This is a genomic window from Streptomyces sp. NPDC085481 (genome assembly GCF_044541845.1).
GTDB lineage: Bacteria > Actinomycetota > Actinomycetes > Streptomycetales > Streptomycetaceae > Streptomyces.
The window spans coordinates 903,689-918,926 of sequence record NZ_JBITTJ010000001.1 but is presented as its reverse complement, the minus strand read 5'-3'; the positions used below and the strand labels follow the sequence as shown (position 1 = coordinate 918,926).

Annotated in this window: 13 protein-coding genes and 2 tRNA genes; 11 read left to right on the top strand and 4 right to left on the bottom strand. The window is 70.3% G+C overall.

Translation table 11 applies throughout. The annotated features are described in order from the left end of the window. The first annotated feature begins 20 nt into the window (after nucleotides 1–20). From ACIGEZ_RS04290 to ACIGEZ_RS04280, 3 genes are all read left to right on the top strand, one after another. Complete coding sequence (locus ACIGEZ_RS04290; RefSeq protein WP_399825442.1) at nucleotides 21–1,166, top strand: PP2C family protein-serine/threonine phosphatase; 1,146 nt, start codon at nucleotides 21–23, stop codon at nucleotides 1,164–1,166. Nucleotides 1,167–1,219: 53 nt separating this feature from the next. After that, nucleotides 1,220–1,675 (top strand): HD domain-containing protein, encoded by a 456-nt coding sequence (locus ACIGEZ_RS04285; protein ID WP_399825440.1) that lies wholly within the window; start codon nucleotides 1,220–1,222, stop codon nucleotides 1,673–1,675. Between the two features lie 182 nt (nucleotides 1,676–1,857). Then, a complete protein-coding gene (locus tag ACIGEZ_RS04280; protein ID WP_147978023.1) occupies nucleotides 1,858–2,052 on the top strand; it encodes a hypothetical protein in 195 nt (64 codons plus the stop codon). Nucleotides 2,053–2,073: 21 nt separating this feature from the next. Here ACIGEZ_RS04280 and ACIGEZ_RS04275 read toward each other — a convergent pair whose 3' ends face one another. Together ACIGEZ_RS04275 and ACIGEZ_RS04270 are read right to left on the bottom strand one after the other, a co-directional pair. Then, nucleotides 2,074–2,472: an amphi-Trp domain-containing protein gene (locus tag ACIGEZ_RS04275; protein WP_399825436.1), complete on the bottom strand. Its 399-nt coding sequence runs from the start codon at nucleotides 2,470–2,472 to the stop codon at nucleotides 2,074–2,076. A gap of 143 nt (nucleotides 2,473–2,615) precedes the next feature. Continuing rightward, nucleotides 2,616–2,689 (bottom strand) — tRNA-Gly (locus tag ACIGEZ_RS04270). 133 nt (nucleotides 2,690–2,822) lie between these two features. On the opposite strand from ACIGEZ_RS04270, the gene ACIGEZ_RS04265 reads away from it, so the two are divergent. The 5 genes from ACIGEZ_RS04265 to clpX all read left to right on the top strand — a co-directional run bounded on the left by ACIGEZ_RS04265 (nucleotide 2,823) and on the right by clpX (nucleotide 7,483). Next, nucleotides 2,823–2,899: transfer RNA gene (locus ACIGEZ_RS04265), tRNA-Pro, on the top strand. Between the two features lie 147 nt (nucleotides 2,900–3,046). Next, on the top strand, nucleotides 3,047–4,426 hold the full coding sequence (tig, locus tag ACIGEZ_RS04260) for a trigger factor (protein WP_399825433.1): 1,380 nt from the start codon (nucleotides 3,047–3,049) through the stop codon (nucleotides 4,424–4,426). A gap of 261 nt (nucleotides 4,427–4,687) precedes the next feature. Continuing rightward, nucleotides 4,688–5,305 carry an ATP-dependent Clp protease proteolytic subunit gene (locus ACIGEZ_RS04255; protein WP_399825430.1) on the top strand — a complete coding sequence of 206 codons (618 nt, stop codon included), beginning with the start codon at nucleotides 4,688–4,690 and terminating at the stop codon, nucleotides 5,303–5,305. Between the two features lie 63 nt (nucleotides 5,306–5,368). Further along, complete coding sequence (locus tag ACIGEZ_RS04250) at nucleotides 5,369–6,031, top strand: ATP-dependent Clp protease proteolytic subunit (protein WP_345488304.1); 663 nt, start codon at nucleotides 5,369–5,371, stop codon at nucleotides 6,029–6,031. Between the two features lie 168 nt (nucleotides 6,032–6,199). Continuing rightward, nucleotides 6,200–7,483 (top strand): ATP-dependent Clp protease ATP-binding subunit ClpX, encoded by a 1,284-nt coding sequence (gene clpX, locus ACIGEZ_RS04245; RefSeq protein ID WP_399825428.1) that lies wholly within the window; start codon nucleotides 6,200–6,202, stop codon nucleotides 7,481–7,483. A gap of 69 nt (nucleotides 7,484–7,552) precedes the next feature. Here clpX and ACIGEZ_RS04240 read toward each other — a convergent pair whose 3' ends face one another. After that, entirely contained in the window at nucleotides 7,553–8,521 is a 969-nt protein-coding gene (locus ACIGEZ_RS04240; protein WP_399825427.1) for a hypothetical protein, read from the bottom strand. 138 nt (nucleotides 8,522–8,659) lie between these two features. On the opposite strand from ACIGEZ_RS04240, the gene ACIGEZ_RS04235 reads away from it, so the two are divergent. Both ACIGEZ_RS04235 and ACIGEZ_RS04230 read left to right on the top strand, forming a co-directional pair. Next, entirely contained in the window at nucleotides 8,660–11,281 is a 2,622-nt protein-coding gene (locus ACIGEZ_RS04235) for a valine--tRNA ligase (RefSeq protein ID WP_399825425.1), read from the top strand. 153 nt (nucleotides 11,282–11,434) lie between these two features. Further along, entirely contained in the window at nucleotides 11,435–12,577 is a 1,143-nt protein-coding gene (locus ACIGEZ_RS04230) for a sensor histidine kinase (protein WP_399825422.1), read from the top strand. Between the two features lie 26 nt (nucleotides 12,578–12,603). On the opposite strand, the gene ACIGEZ_RS04225 is transcribed toward ACIGEZ_RS04230, so the two are convergent. Then, a complete protein-coding gene (locus tag ACIGEZ_RS04225; protein WP_399825420.1) occupies nucleotides 12,604–13,626 on the bottom strand; it encodes a rod shape-determining protein in 1,023 nt (340 codons plus the stop codon). 100 nt (nucleotides 13,627–13,726) lie between these two features. Between ACIGEZ_RS04225 and ACIGEZ_RS04220 the strand changes: the two genes are divergently transcribed. After that, a complete protein-coding gene (locus ACIGEZ_RS04220) occupies nucleotides 13,727–15,238 on the top strand; it encodes a bifunctional folylpolyglutamate synthase/dihydrofolate synthase (RefSeq protein WP_399825418.1) in 1,512 nt (503 codons plus the stop codon).

Below are 15,238 nucleotides of genomic sequence, written 5' to 3'. Positions count from 1 at the left end.
GGTGGATAGGGTCCAGGCCAATGGGACGTCGCGGAGGAGTGGACTCGTACGCGGCCCGGATGCGCAAGAGCGCCCACCGGGCCCGCATCGCGCTGCGCCGATCCGGCGTCGACTACTTCCGCGGCGACGGCTCCGACTGGATCGCGCTCGCCGGTCTCCTGCTCACCGTGCCCGCCATCACCCTCGGCACCCTCGTCAACCCCGTCTGGTGCTCGCCCGTCGCGCTGGCCCTGCCGATCGTCGCCGGCGGGCTGCTGCTGCGCCCCGCCAGCCTCCTCGGCCTGTACGCGGCGGCCGCGGGCGCGCTCATCGTCGAGTCCCTCGTCCTCGGCCCGTACACCCAGGGCCCGGCCAGGGTCACCCCCGGCACCGTCCTGGTCGTCGCCGCCTGCGGGCTCTTCGGGCTGCTCATCGCCCAGTTCCGGGCCCGGGTCGGCGTGCCCTGGCGGCGCGGCGGCACCATGCTCTTCGACCTGCGCGAACGCATCCGGGTGCAGAGCGCGCTGCCCCGCCTCCCACAGGGCTGGCACCGCGAGATGGCGCTGCGCCCGGCCGGCGGCCAGTCCTTCTCCGGCGACTTCGTCGTCGCCGCCCGCACCCATGGCGGCCGCACCCTGGAGGTCCTGCTCACCGACGTCTCCGGCAAGGGCATGGACGCGGGCTCCCGCGCCCTGCTGCTCTCCGGAGCCTTCGGCGGCCTCCTCGGCTCCCTGCCCCCGCACGGCTTCCTGCCCGCAGCCAACGGATACCTCCTGCGCCAGGACTGGGACGAGGGCTTCGCCACCTCCATCCACCTCGTCCTCGACCTCGAGTCCGGCGACTACGAGCTCCTCTCCGCCGGCCACCTGCCCGCCCTCCAGCTCCACGCGGGCAGCGGCCGCTGGGAGGAGAAGGCCGCCGAGGGCCCCCTCCTGGGCGTCTACGACGGCGCCGAGTTCCACCCGGTCAAGGGCTCGCTGCGCCCCGGCGACGTCCTGATGCTGTTCACCGACGGCCTCGTCGAGAGCGCCGAGCGCGACATCGCCGAAGGCATCGACCGACTCACCGGCGAGGCCGACCGCTATGTCGCCGCCGGCTTCGAGGGCGCCGCCTGGCACCTGATCGAGGCCTGCGCCAAGGACGTCAACGACGACCGGGCCCTCCTGCTCATCAGCCGCCGGGGCTGACCCGCCCCGACGGGCCACCGCCCTGCCGCCGGGGCGGCACTACGCTGACCGCCATGACCGGCACCCCGTACCTCACCCTCGCCGAGATCGAGGCCCTCGCCGTCGCCGCCCACGCGGGCCAGACGGACAAGGCGGGCCGCCCCTACGCGGAGCACCTGAGGGCCGTGGCGGAGGGGGTACGGCTGCGCGGCGGCAGCGAGCGGCAGATCGCGGCGGCCTGGCTGCACGACGCGGTCGAGGACGACGCCCTGTCCGCCGCATGGCTGGCCTCGGCCGCCCTTCCGCAGGAGGTAAGGGACATGGTCCTCGCCCTCACCAAGCGCCCCGGCGAGGACCTGGAGAGCTACACCCGCCGCGTGCTGGCCACCCCGGGCGCCCTCCTGGTCAAGGAGGCCGACCTCGCCCACAACGCCGACCCGGACCGCCTCGCCGTACTCGACGCCCCGACCCGCGACCGCCTCACGGCCAAGTACGCCCGCGTCCGAGCCCTGCTGGGTCTCACCCCGTAGTACCGATCGCCCCATAGGAATGATCAAGACGAAATCCGTCACGTCGGCCTGATTTCGACGTCGACGATTCGCCACCCGCCCCCGGTGGGCAGGTAGTTGGTGGCACGATAGATGCGGCGGGGGTGTTCTGTGACGCGCGCTCCCGGGCGGCAAGGCGGGACCGACCGAGGGTGTGATCAGTTGTGGCCATTTCACTGTCTGTGGTGCTGCTTTTGGCGATCATCCTGGTGGTGCTGATCCGCGGCGGAAACCTCAAGGCCGGCCCGGCCGTGGTCGCGGTGCTCTTCGGCTTCTTCCTTGCCTCCACGGGCATGGCCGACGACATCCAGCGCTTCCTCGACTCGATAACGCAGACGGTCAGCTCCATCAAGTTCTGAGCCGGCGACCGCCCACCGGACTCAGCCGGGCTTCGCGGCGGAGCGCTTGGCCCGCCGGCTCCCGCCGGTGCCGGCGGCGCCCGACGCGGTCCTCGCGGAGGGCGTCTTCTTCGCGGAGGCAGCCTTACGGCTCCGGGCGGGCTTCGCGGCGCTCCCGGCCACCTCGTCCTCCGCTGCGACGGGCCTGCGCGGGCGACCCGTCTGCCACTTCAGCTCGATCTCCAGCTCGATCTCGCCGCCGCCGACCTCGAACTCCACCTCGCTGCTGAGCTCGTCGGGGATCCGCAGACTCAGCGTTCCTGAGCCCAGCTCGAGCTCGGCCTCCCCGCCTTCCCGCAGCGCGTCGGCGAGGGCCGCGAGCTGGTCGGCCGCCTCGAGACGGGACAGCGACCGCTTCTGCTCGAACTTCAGATCCTTCATGACGCCTCCGGTGCGACACGGGCAAGCAGGGGCAAAGGGGACAGCGCCATTCTCGTGCCCCGCGCCGCACCCGGCATCCCGCGCACACGGCCGCGGACACGACTCAGGCCCCGCGGACGGTGTCCGGCGGGGCCTGGGCCATATGGAGCGGGCGACGGGAATCGAACCCGCGTAGCTAGTTTGGAAGACTAGGGCTCTACCATTGAGCTACGCCCGCAAACGCGGCGCCGCAGGCCATGAGGGCCGCGGCACGGACAGCATCGTAGCGGGTCCCGGCAGGTCCCCGCACACCCCTCGAAAAGAGGGGGCGTCCCACCGTCCCCGTCCATGTACCCTACGTGTCGCACCGACGGGGTGTGGCGCAGCTTGGTAGCGCGTCCGCTTTGGGAGCGGAAGGCCGTGGGTTCAAATCCCGCCACCCCGACCAGCCATGATCACGTTGTGGGGCGCCTGCCGCTTGCGGTTACTATGCAAGCTGCGTGCCCGTGTGTCTCTCTGACCGGGCCGATCGGCAGGAACCGCCCCCTGGTGGTACCGCCGGAAACCAGGAATCAGCCACCAAGGAGACCGAACCGTGAAGAGCGCCGTGGAGACCCTGAACCCGACTCGGGTTCGGCTCACTGTCGAGGTGCCCTTCGAGGAGCTCAAGGACAGCCTCGACGCGGCGTACAAGAAGATCAACCAGCAGGTCACGGTCAAGGGCTTCCGTAAGGGCAAGATCCCCGCGCGTGTGATCGACCAGCGGTTCGGCCGTGGTGCGGTGCTGGAGGAGGCCGTCAACGACGCCCTCCCGAAGTTCTACACCGAGGCGGTCAACGAGGCCGAGGTCAACCCGCTGGGCCAGCCCGAGGTCGACATCACGGAGCTGAAGGACGGCGAGCTGCTGGCCTTCACCGCCGAGGTCGACGTCCGCCCGGCCATCGAGATCCCGGACTACTCCGGCATCGAGGTCGAGGTCGACGCCGTCGAGGTCACCGACGAGGACATCGAGAAGTCGGTGGAGCAGCTGCGCGAGCGCTTCGCCTCCACCAACCCGGTCGAGCGCGCCGCCGCCGAGGGCGACGTCATCACCATCGACCTCGAGGCCAAGGTCGACGGCGAGGTCCTGCCCGACGGTGTCGCCAGCGGTGTCTCGTACACCATCGGCTCCGGCGAGCTCCTCGACGGCATCGACGAGGCCGTCACCGGCCTCGAGGCCGGCGGCGAGGCCACCTTCACCTCGCAGCTGAAGGGCGGCTCCGCCGAGGGCAAGGACGCCGAGGTCACCGTCAAGGTCACCGCCGTCGCCGCCCGTGAGCTCCCCGGCCTCGACGACGACTTCGCGCAGCTCGCGTCGGAGTTCGACACGCTCGACGAGCTCAAGGCCGACAGCCGCAAGCGCCTCGAGAACATGAAGCAGTTCGACCAGGCCACCCAGGCCCAGGAGCGCGTCCTGGAGAAGCTCCTGGAGCTGGCGGAGATCCCCGTCCCCGAGAAGCTGCTCGAGGAGGAGGTCAACACCCGCAAGCACAACCTGGAGCACCACCAGCTCGGCCAGATGGGTCTGACCCTCGAGAAGTACCTGGAGTTCCAGGGCAAGACGGTCGAGGAGTTCGACGCCGAGACCAAGGAGCAGGCGGTCAAGGGCATCAAGACCCAGTTCCTGCTCGACGAGCTGGTCTCCAAGGAGGAGCTGAACGTGGACCAGGAGGAGCTCACCGAGCACCTCATGCGCCGCGCCGCCTCCTCCGGCATGTCCCCCGACCAGTTCGCCCAGGCCGTCGTCCAGGGCGGCCAGGTGCCGATGCTGGTCGGCGAGGTCGCCCGCGGCAAGGCGCTCGCGCTGGTCGTCGAGTCGGCCAAGGTCGTCGACACCAACGGCGTCGAGGTCGACCTGACCGACGAGGACGAGGAGCAGGCCACCGAGACGGTCGAGGCCGTCACCGGCGAGGCCGAGGTCTCCGAGGAGAAGTAAGCCCCACCAGGCTCACCGGGAGGCCCGCGCCTCGCGCTGAACCCCGCGCCACGGGCCCGGACGCACTGCTGTGCGCCGGGCCCGTGGACGTACTCCGGCCCGTTCATGCGCCGCCAACTACCTTGCGCTCCCAGCGAACAGTTCGGGAACCGGGATGGCGTTGTCCTACCTGCGCGTTAGGGTCCATGAATACGAGGGCAATGCCCTCAGAACGAGACGCTGAGACGGCCTGGGGGCCGTCGGAGACGAGCAGGTGGATACGTGACGAATCTGAAGCCTTACGCCGCGGGTGAGCCGTCCATCGGTGGTGGCCTCGGCGACCATGTCTACAACCGGCTGCTCGGCGAGCGCATCATCTTCCTCGGCCAGCAGGTCGACGACGAGATCGCCAACAAGATCACGGCGCAGATGCTCCTCCTGGCCGCCGACCCGGAGAAGGACATCTACCTCTACATCAACAGCCCCGGTGGCTCCGTGACGGCCGGCATGGCCATCTACGACACCATGCAGTACATCCCCAACGACGTCGTCACCATCGGTATGGGCATGGCGGCCTCGATGGGCCAGTTCCTGCTCACCGGCGGCACCGCCGGCAAGCGCTTCGCGCTGCCGAACACCGACGTCCTGATGCACCAGGGCTCGGCCGGCATCGGCGGCACGGCCTCGGACATCAAGATCCAGGCCGAGTACCTGCTCCGGACGAAGAAGCGCATGGCCGAGATCACCGCGCTGCACTCCGGCCAGACCGTCGAGGCGATCATCCGCGACGGTGACCGCGACCGCTGGTTCACCGCGGAGGAGGCCAAGAACTACGGCCTCATCGACGACATCATCACGCACGCCGCGGGCGTTCCCGGCGGCGGCGGCACGGGCGCCTGAGCCCGGTAGACCGCTGAAGAGCCCCAGCCCCCGCCGAACGCCACCAGGACGGTGAACACCCAGATGCAGAACAACCTCTCCCCGAGCGGCCTCTACACCGGCGCGCCGATGGACAACCGCTACGTCGTGCCCCGCTTCGTCGAGCGCACCTCGCAGGGCATCCGCGAGTACGACCCGTACGCGAAGCTCTTCGAGGAGCGCGTGATCTTCCTCGGCGTGCAGATCGACGACGCCTCCGCCAACGACGTCATGGCGCAGCTGCTGTGCCTGGAGTCGATGGACCCGGACCGCGACATCTCGATCTACATCAACAGCCCCGGTGGCTCCTTCACCGCGCTGACCGCCATCTACGACACGATGCAGTTCGTGAAGCCGGACATCCAGACGGTCTGCATGGGCCAGGCGGCCTCCGCCGCGGCCGTGCTGCTCGCCGCCGGCACCCCCGGCAAGCGGATGGCCCTGCCGAACGCCCGCGTGCTGATCCACCAGCCCTCCGGCGGCACCGGCCGTGAGCAGCTCTCCGACCTGGAGATCGCGGCCAACGAGATCCTGCGCATGCGCAGCCAGCTGGAGGAGATGCTGGCCAAGCACTCCTCGACGCCGATCGAGAAGATCCGCGACGACATCGAGCGCGACAAGATCCTGACCGCCGAGGACGCCCTCGCGTACGGCCTGATCGACCAGATCGTCTCGACCCGCAAGAGCACGGCCGCCGCGGCAGCCTGACGCTCGACCTTCCCTTGGCGCGGACGGCACGGCGGACGGCATGGCCGAATCCCGCCCATGCCAACCGTGCCAAGGGGGGCCCGAACGGGGGGCCCGGCAAGGTACCGTCGAATATGAGGCACCAGGAGTCGCTGAACCAAGCGCTCCCAGGCGAAGGGGAAGCACCTCGTGGCACGCATCGGTGATGGCGGCGATCTGCTCAAGTGCTCGTTCTGCGGAAAGAGCCAGAAGCAGGTGAAGAAGCTCATCGCGGGACCCGGTGTGTACATCTGCGACGAGTGCATCGACCTCTGCAACGAGATCATCGAGGAAGAACTCGCGGAGACGAGCGAGGTGCGCTGGGAGGAACTGCCCAAGCCCCGCGAGATCTACGAGTTCCTCGAGGGCTACGTGGTCGGCCAGGAGCCGGCCAAGAAGGCCCTGTCGGTCGCGGTGTACAACCACTACAAGCGCGTCCAGGCCGGCGAGAACGGCGGCGCGCAGGGCCGGGACGACGCCATCGAGCTGGCGAAGTCCAACATCCTGCTGCTGGGCCCCACGGGCTCGGGCAAGACCCTCCTCGCCCAGACCCTGGCCCGGATGCTGAACGTCCCGTTCGCCATCGCCGACGCCACCGCGCTGACGGAGGCGGGCTATGTCGGGGAGGACGTCGAGAACATCCTGCTCAAGCTGATCCAGGCGGCCGACTACGACGTCAAGAAGGCCGAGACCGGGATCATCTACATCGACGAGATCGACAAGGTCGCCCGTAAGAGCGAAAACCCGTCGATCACCCGCGATGTCTCGGGCGAGGGCGTGCAGCAGGCCCTCCTGAAGATCCTGGAAGGCACCACGGCCTCCGTCCCGCCGCAGGGCGGCCGGAAGCACCCGCACCAGGAGTTCATCCAGATCGACACGACGAACGTGCTCTTCATCGTGGGCGGCGCCTTCGCCGGCCTGGAGAAGATCATCGAGTCGCGGGCGGGAGCCAAGGGCATCGGCTTCGGCGCCACGATCCGCTCGAAGCGGGAGATCGAGGCGAGCGACCAGTTCCAGGAGGTCATGCCGGAGGACCTGGTGAAGTTCGGGATGATCCCCGAGTTCATCGGCCGCCTCCCGGTCATCACCTCGGTCCACAACCTGGACCGCGAGGCACTCCTGAAGATCCTCGTCGAGCCCCGCAACGCGCTGGTGAAGCAGTACCAGCGCCTCTTCGAACTCGACGGCGTGGAGCTGGACTTCGACCGCCCGGCCCTGGAGGCCATCGCCGACCAGGCCATCCTCCGCGGCACCGGCGCGCGCGGCCTGCGCGCCATCATGGAGGAGGTCCTCCAGTCGGTGATGTACGAGGTCCCGTCCCGCAAGGACGTGGCCCGTGTGGTCATCACGTCGGACGTCGTCCACAACAACGTGAACCCGACCCTGGTTCCGCGCATCGTGAAGACCGACGGCAGGCACGAGAAGTCCGCCTGAGCCGCAAGCACGAAGAAGGGGCGCCCCGCCGAACCGGCGGGGCGCCCCTTTCGTGTGTCACCCGTCAGCTTACGCCTTGACGCGAACTTCCTTGCGGAGCTTGGCGGTGGTGGCGGCGGCCTCCTCCGGCGGGGTGCCCTTGCCGCTCAGCAGCGAGGCCATGTCCATCGGGATCACGAAGCCGAGCGTGCTGTGGTCGGCCCACACGCACACCGACATGGTGAACTCCTTCGGGCCGGCGCCCGCCGCTTCCCCGGTGTCCGGCTTGGTCTTCATCTGCTGGCACTTCAGCACCGCGCCGCTCAGGTCGGCCGGCTTGTACTCCTGCGGCTCGCCGACGAGTTCGGCCTCGCCCTTCTTGTCCTTCGATGCCTCCGCCTTCATGCCCGCGAAGACGCCGTCCACGACCGCCTCGGGGTCGGCGATCTCACCGTAGACGCCGCCGAACTGGAGCAGCTTCCCACCCAGCGGGTTGGCCTCGTCCTTCACCTCGTAGGCGGCGTCGACCTTCTTGCCGTTCTTGACGCCGTTCTTCTCGGCGTCCTTCAGGAAGTCGTCGTCGTCCGACTTGCTGTTGTCCTCGGACTTCTTGTACTCGCCGAGGACTGTGGCCGGGGTGATCAGCTTGTGTGGGCCGTCGTCGGCCACCGAGGAGCCGCCGATGCCGCCCCCGCCGCCCAGCACGAAGTACGCGCCCACGCCGAGCGCCGCGACCACGGCGACGGCGCCGATGATCCAGCCGGCCTTGCCCTTCTTCGGGGCCGGCGGGGCCGGCGGGTAGCCGCCCGGGCCCTGCGGGCCGCCGTACTGGGGCTGCTGGCCGTATGGGCCGGGCTGCTGCGGCTGCGGGTAGCCGTACGGCTGCTGCTGCGGCGGGACACCCTGCGGGGCCTGCTGCGGGTAGCCGTAACCGGGCTGCGGCTGGCCGCCGTACGGACCGGGCTGCTGCGGCTGCTGGCCGTAGGGACCCGGCTGGCCGTACGGCCCGGGCTGCTGCGGCTGCTGGCCGCCGTACGGACCCGGCTGGTTGTAGCTCATGGACAGGTTCCCCTCACAAGATGTTTATGCCTGGCGAACATCCTGTCGGAAGCCTTGCGCCGGCGGGGCGGTGGGGGTCACACCGTTACCGAACAATCGAGTTTCAGGACCACCCCGCGGCACCCCTAAACTGGCCCCGTGACCGAGAACACTCAGCAGCAGACGACAGCCACCACCGAACTGCCGACCGCGTACGCCCCGGCCGAAGTAGAGGGGAAGCTGTACGAGCGCTGGGTAGAGCGGGGTTACTTCGAGGCGGACGAGAAGAGCGACAAGCCGCCGTACACGATCGTCATCCCGCCGCCGAACGTCACCGGTTCGCTCCACCTGGGCCACGCCTTCGAGCACACGCTCATCGACGCCCTGACCCGCCGCAAGCGGATGCAGGGCTACGAGACGCTGTGGCAGCCCGGCATGGACCACGCGGGCATCGCCACCCAGAACGTCGTCGAGCGGGAGCTCGCCAAGGAGGGCAAGTCCCGCCACGATCTGGGCCGTGAGGCGTTCGTCGAGCGGGTCTGGCAGTGGAAGGCCGAGTCCGGCGGACAGATCTCGGGCCAGATGAAGCGCCTCGGTGACGGCGTCGCCTGGTCCCGTGAGCGGTTCACCATGGACGAGGGCCTGTCCCAGGCCGTCCAGACCATCTTCAAGAAGCTCTACGACGACGAGCTGATCTACCGCGCCGAGCGCATCATCAACTGGTGCCCGCGCTGTCTGACCGCCATCTCCGACATCGAGGTCGAGTACCAGGACGACGACGGCGAGCTCGTCTCGATCCGCTACGGCGAGGGCGACGCGTCCATCGTCGTCGCCACCACCCGCGCCGAGACGATGCTCGGCGACACGGCCGTCGCCGTCCACCCGGACGACGAGCGCTACAAGCACATGGTCGGCACCGAGATCGAGCTGCCGCTGACCGGCCGCCGGATCCCGGTCGTCGCCGACGAGCACGTCGACCCCGAGTTCGGCACCGGCGCGGTCAAGGTGACCCCGGCCCACGACCCGAACGACTTCGAGATCGGCCAGCGCCACAACCTGCCGAACCTCGCCGTCATGGACGAGCGCGCGGTCATCACCGCCCACGGCCCCTTCCAGGGCCTGGACCGCCTGGAGGCCCGCTCCGCCATCGTCGCCGCGCTGCGCGCCGAGGGCCGGATCGTCGCCGAGAAGCGTCCGTACGTCCACTCCGTCGGCCACTGCTCGCGCTGCAAGACCACCATCGAGCCGCGCCTGTCGATGCAGTGGTGGGTCAAGGTCGGCCCGCTCGCGAAGGCCGCCGGCGACGCGGTCCGCGACGGCAAGGTCAAGATCCACCCACAGGAGATGGAGAAGCGGTACTTCGACTGGGTCGACAACCTGCACGACTGGTGCATCTCGCGTCAGCTGTGGTGGGGCCACCGCATCCCGGTCTGGTACGGCCCCGCCGGCGAGGTCGTCTGCGTGGGACCGGACGAGCAGCCGCCGAGCGGCGAGGGCTGGCACCAGGACACCGACGTCCTCGACACCTGGTTCTCCTCCGGCCTGTGGCCGTTCTCCACGCTCGGCTGGCCCGAGCAGACCGAGAGCCTGAAGAAGTTCTATCCGAACTCCGTCCTGGTCACCGGCTACGACATCCTCTTCTTCTGGGTCGCCCGGATGATGATGTTCGGTCTGTACGCGATGGACGGCACCCCGCCGTTCCACACCATCGCCCTGCACGGCATGGTCCGTGACCAGAACGGCAAGAAGATGTCGAAGTCCTTCGGCAACGTGGTCAACCCGCTGGACTGGATGGACGCCTACGGCTCCGACGCCGTCCGCTTCACCCTGGCCCGCGGCGCCAACCCGGGCGTCGACGTCCCGATCGGCGAGGACTGGGTCCAGGCCTCCAGCAAGTTCGCCAACAAGATCTGGAACGCCACGCGCTTCGCGCTGATGAACGGCGCGACGATCGAGGGCGAGCTGCCGGCCCCCGACCAGATGTCCGCCACGGACCGCTGGATCCTGTCGCGGCTCAACAAGACGGTCGCCGAGGTCGACGCGTTCTACGACGACTACCAGTTCTCGAAGCTTTCGGAGGCCCTCTACCACTTCGCGTGGGACGAGGTCTTCGACTGGTACGTCGAGCTGTCGAAGACGACCTTCTTCGCCGGCGGCGAGGGTGCCCGGGTCTCCGGCCGGGTCCTCGGCGAGGTCCTCGACGTCATGCTCCGCCTGCTGCACCCGGTGGTCCCCTTCGTCACCGAGACGCTGTGGACCACGCTGACCGGCGGCGAGTCCGTCGTGATCGCCGACTGGCCGAAGGACTCGGGCTTCCGTGACGAGGCCGCAGAGCGGGAGATCGCGCTGGTCCAGCGGGTCATCACCGAGGTCCGCCGCTTCCGCAAGGAGCAGGGCCTCCAGGACGCCCAGAAGGTGCCGGCCCGCCTCACCCTCGACGGCACCTCGCTGGCCGCGCACGAGGCCGCCATCCGCCAGATCCTCCGCCTCCAGCCGGAGGCCGAGGGCTTCGCCGCCACCGCCACCCTGCCGGTGGCCGGCGCGGAGGTCGCGCTCGACCTGTCGGGCACGATCGACATCGCCGCCGAGCGCAAGCGCCTCGCGAAGGACCTGGCCGCCGCCGAGAAGGAGAAGGCGCAGGCCAACGGGAAGCTCGGCAACGAGGCCTTCCTGGCGAAGGCGCCGGACAACGTGGTCGAGAAGATCCGTGGCCGGCTCGCCAAGGCGGACGAGGACATCGCCCGCATCCAGGCCCAGCTGGAGCGCTTGCCGCAGGCCTGAGCCCGAGCGGTGGAAGGGCCCGGTACCGTACGCGCGGTGCCGGGCCCTTCGCGTACGACGGAGATCGAAAATACGGGCAAAGTGCCCGATCTCACATCAGACGGGACTTCAGCTCTCCGGCGGCGGGACGAAGGACCCGGGATGATGGAAGGCATGCTCCGCCTTCCCACCCTCCCCGCGCTGCGCCGCTGCGTGGACCGGTGGGCCGTCTCGCCCCGAGCCATGGACGTCGTCGCCGCGCTGTTCGCCTTCGGTCTCATGGTCCTCGACGTGCCGGGGCTCGCCCGTGCCGACAACTCGCTGACCGGGGTCACCGCCACCCTCGTCCTCGCGACCGGCGCGGCCACCCTCGTGCTGCGGCGCAAGGTGCCGTGGATCCCGTTCGCCGTGGCGCTCTTCCTGATGGGCTGGCTGCACGAGCTGACGATGATCCAGTTCGCGCTGTACTCGCTGGGCCGTTTCCGGGGCCGGCGGTCCGCCGTCCTGGCCACCCTGCTCTACATCGGCGCCGCCTACGCCCTGTTCAGCATGCCCGGCTGGCCCGCCAGGCACGGCGAGACCCTCTCCGACTTCCTGAGCCTCGTCGTCCCGATCGGCGTCCTGGCCGCGGGCGTCGGCATCGCCGCGTACCGCCAGGACCTGGTGCTCGCCCTGGAGGTGCAGAAGCGTGCGGCCACGGCCCGGGAGGCCGTCCAGGAGGAGCGGATCTCGGTCGGCCGGGACGTCCACGACCTGGTGGGGCGCGAGCTGACCATGCTCGCGGTGCGGGCCGAGGTGCTCGCCGTACGGGCCAGGGGGGAGGCGCACCGGAAGGACTTCGACGAGCTCGCCGACACCGCCCGGCGCGCCCACCACATGCTCAACGAGACCATCGTGCGGCGCGCCGACGGGGCCGCCGCCACCCCCGGCCTGGAAGGGCTCGCGGCGCTGGCCGAGGAGAGCGAGCGGATGGGCAGCCCCGTGGACCTCACGGTCGCCGAGGAGGCCAAGGCGCTGTCGCCGCTGCGCCAGACGGCCGTGCACCGGGTGGTCCAGGAGTGCCTGACGAACGCGGCCAAGCACGCGCCGGGCCTGCCGGTGACCGTCACGATCACGGTCGAGGGCCCGGACCTGCTCATCGAGGTGCGCAACCCGCTCGCCGAGACCCCGCCGGACCGCGCCCCCGTCTCGACCGGCACCGGCCTGTTCTCCATGGACGAGCGGGTCACCAGCATGGGCGGCACGCTGAAGGCAGGCCGCGAGCACGGCGCGTACGTGGTGACGGCACTGCTCCCTGCGGGCCTGCACCACCGCTAGTCGGCTCACGGACCCCGACGGACCCCCTAGCGCACCCCCTCCGCCTTCCCCAGCACCCTCTGCAGCTCGTCGAAGTCCTCCACGCACCGACCCGAGCCGAGCGCCACGCAGTCCAGCGGGTTCTCGGCGACGAAGACCGGGATGCCCGTCGCCGAGGCCATCCGCAAGTCCAGGCCCGGCAGCAGCGCGCCCCCGCCCGTCAGCACGATGCCGTGCTCCATGACATCGCCGGACAGCTCCGGCGGGCACTCCTCCAGGGTGATCCGTACGGCCGCGATGATCGCCTCCACCGGCTCGTCCAGCGCCGCCCGCACCTCGGGCACGGTCAGCTCCACCGTCCGCGGCAGCCCGCTGACCTTCTCCCGGCCCCGTACGGTGAAGGCCGACCGCTCGAACTCCTCGCCGCCCGGCACCGGCCAGGCCGAGCCGATCGCGACCTTCACGTCCTCCGCGGTCCGCTCGCCGATGAGCAGCGAGTGCTCCTTGCGCACGAAATCCGCGACGGCCGTGTCCAGGCGGTCGCCGCCGACCCGCAGGGACTGGGCCGTGACGATCCCGCCCAGCGAGATCACCGCCACCTCCGTCGTGCCGCCGCCGATGTCGACGACCATCGAGCCGCGCGGGTCCGAGACCGGCAGGCCCGCCCCGATCGCCGCCGCCATCGGCTCCTCGACGAGATGGACCGCCCGCGCGCCCGCCGAGCGCGAGGCGTGCACGATGGCCCGCCGCTCGACCGGGGTGACCCCGCTGGGCACGCACACCACCATCCGGGTGCGCGGCCGCCGGCGGCCGGGGAGGGCCTTGCGGACGAAGTGCCGGATCATCTCCTCGGCCGCCTCGTAGTCGCTGATGACGCCGTCCTTGAGGGGGCGGATCGCGGTGATCGAGCCGGGGGTGCGGCCGATGGTCCGCTTCGCCTCCGCACCGACCGCGAGCGCCGTGCGCGAGCCCTCCTGGACCGCAACCACGGACGGTTCGTTGAGGACGATGCCCTGACCGCGGGCGTAGAGGAGGGTGTTCGCGGTGCCGAGATCGATGCCTATGTCCATGATCGCCAAGTTTGCCGGGCCGGTGCGGCGGACGGTGGGCCGAAAGTCCCGAAAGGGGTGGGTCCATGGTCCTGTCGGTACGCCTCCGTAGACTGGGGGCGTGAGCGAGCCCAGCGACCCGCGCGACCCGAGCGACGACCTGTTCGACGACATCGTCGACACCGAGACCGACAGAGACCCCGACCTGGCGGTGATCGAGGCCGGCAGCCGCACCCTGCGCGCGATGGCCGGTCCGCCCCAGGGCGACCCCGTGCCCTCCCGCCCCGCCGACCCGGAGGTCGACAAGGCGCTGCGTGAGGTCGAGACCGAGCTGTCCACCCGCTGGGGCGAGACCAAGCTGGAGCCGTCGGTCACGCGGATCGCGGCCCTGATGGACGTGCTCGGCGACCCGCAGCGCGCGTACCCCTCGATCCACATCACCGGCACCAACGGCAAGACCTCCACGGCCCGCATGATCGAGGCCCTGCTCGGCGCCTTCGACCTGCGCACCGGGCGGTACACCTCGCCGCACGTGCAGAGCATCACCGAGCGGATCAGCCTGGACGGCGCCCCGATCGACGCCGAGCGCTTCGTCGAGGCGTACCAGGACATCAAGCCGTACGTGGAGCTGGTCGACGCCCGCGAGGAGTACCGGCTCTCGTTCTTCGAGGTCCTCACCGGCATGGCGTACGCGGCCTTCGCCGACGCCCCGGTCGACGCGGCCGTCGTCGAGGTCGGCATGGGCGGCACCTGGGACGCCACCAACGTCATCGACGGCTCCGTCGCCGTCGTCACCCCGATCGACCTCGACCACACCGACCGGCTCGGCGGGACCACCGCCGAGATCGCCGGCGAGAAGTCCGGGATCATCAAGCAGGGCGCGACCGTGATCCTGGCCCAGCAGCCGGTCGACGCGGCCCAGGTGCTCCTGAAGAAGGCCGTCGAGACGGACGCGACCGTGGCCCGCGAGGGCATGGAGTTCGGCATCGTCTCCCGCGAGATCGCGGTCGGCGGCCAGCTGCTGACCCTGCGGGGCCTCGGCGGCGAGTACGAGGACGTCTTCCTGCCGCTGTACGGCGCCTACCAGGCGCACAACGCGGCCGTGGCGCTCGCCGCGGTCGAGGCGTTCTTCGGCATCGGCGCGCAGCACGCCCGCACCCTGGACATCGACACGGTGCGCCGGGCCTTCGCCCAGGTGGCCTCGCCCGGCCGCCTGGAGGTCGTGCGCTCCTCGCCGACGGTCATCCTGGACGCGGCGCACAACCCGCACGGCGCGCGGGCGACCGCCGAGGGCATCACGGAGTCCTTCGGCCTCTCCCGGCTCATCGGCGTCGTCTCCACCAGCTCCGACAAGGACGCCCGGGGTCTTCTGGAGGCCTTCGAGCCGATCTTCGCCGAGGTCGTCGTCACGGCGAACTCCAGCCCCCGGGCCACCGACGTCGACGCCCTCGCCGCGATCGCGGTCGAGGTCTTCGGCGAGGACCGGGTGGTCGTCGAGCCGCGCCTGGACGACGCCCTGGAGGCGGCGATCACGCTGGCCGAGGAGGAGGACGAGTACGCGGGGGCGGGTGTCCTCGTGACCGGTTCGATCTTCACGGTCGGCGACGCCCGGCTGCTGTTGAAGAGGGGCTGA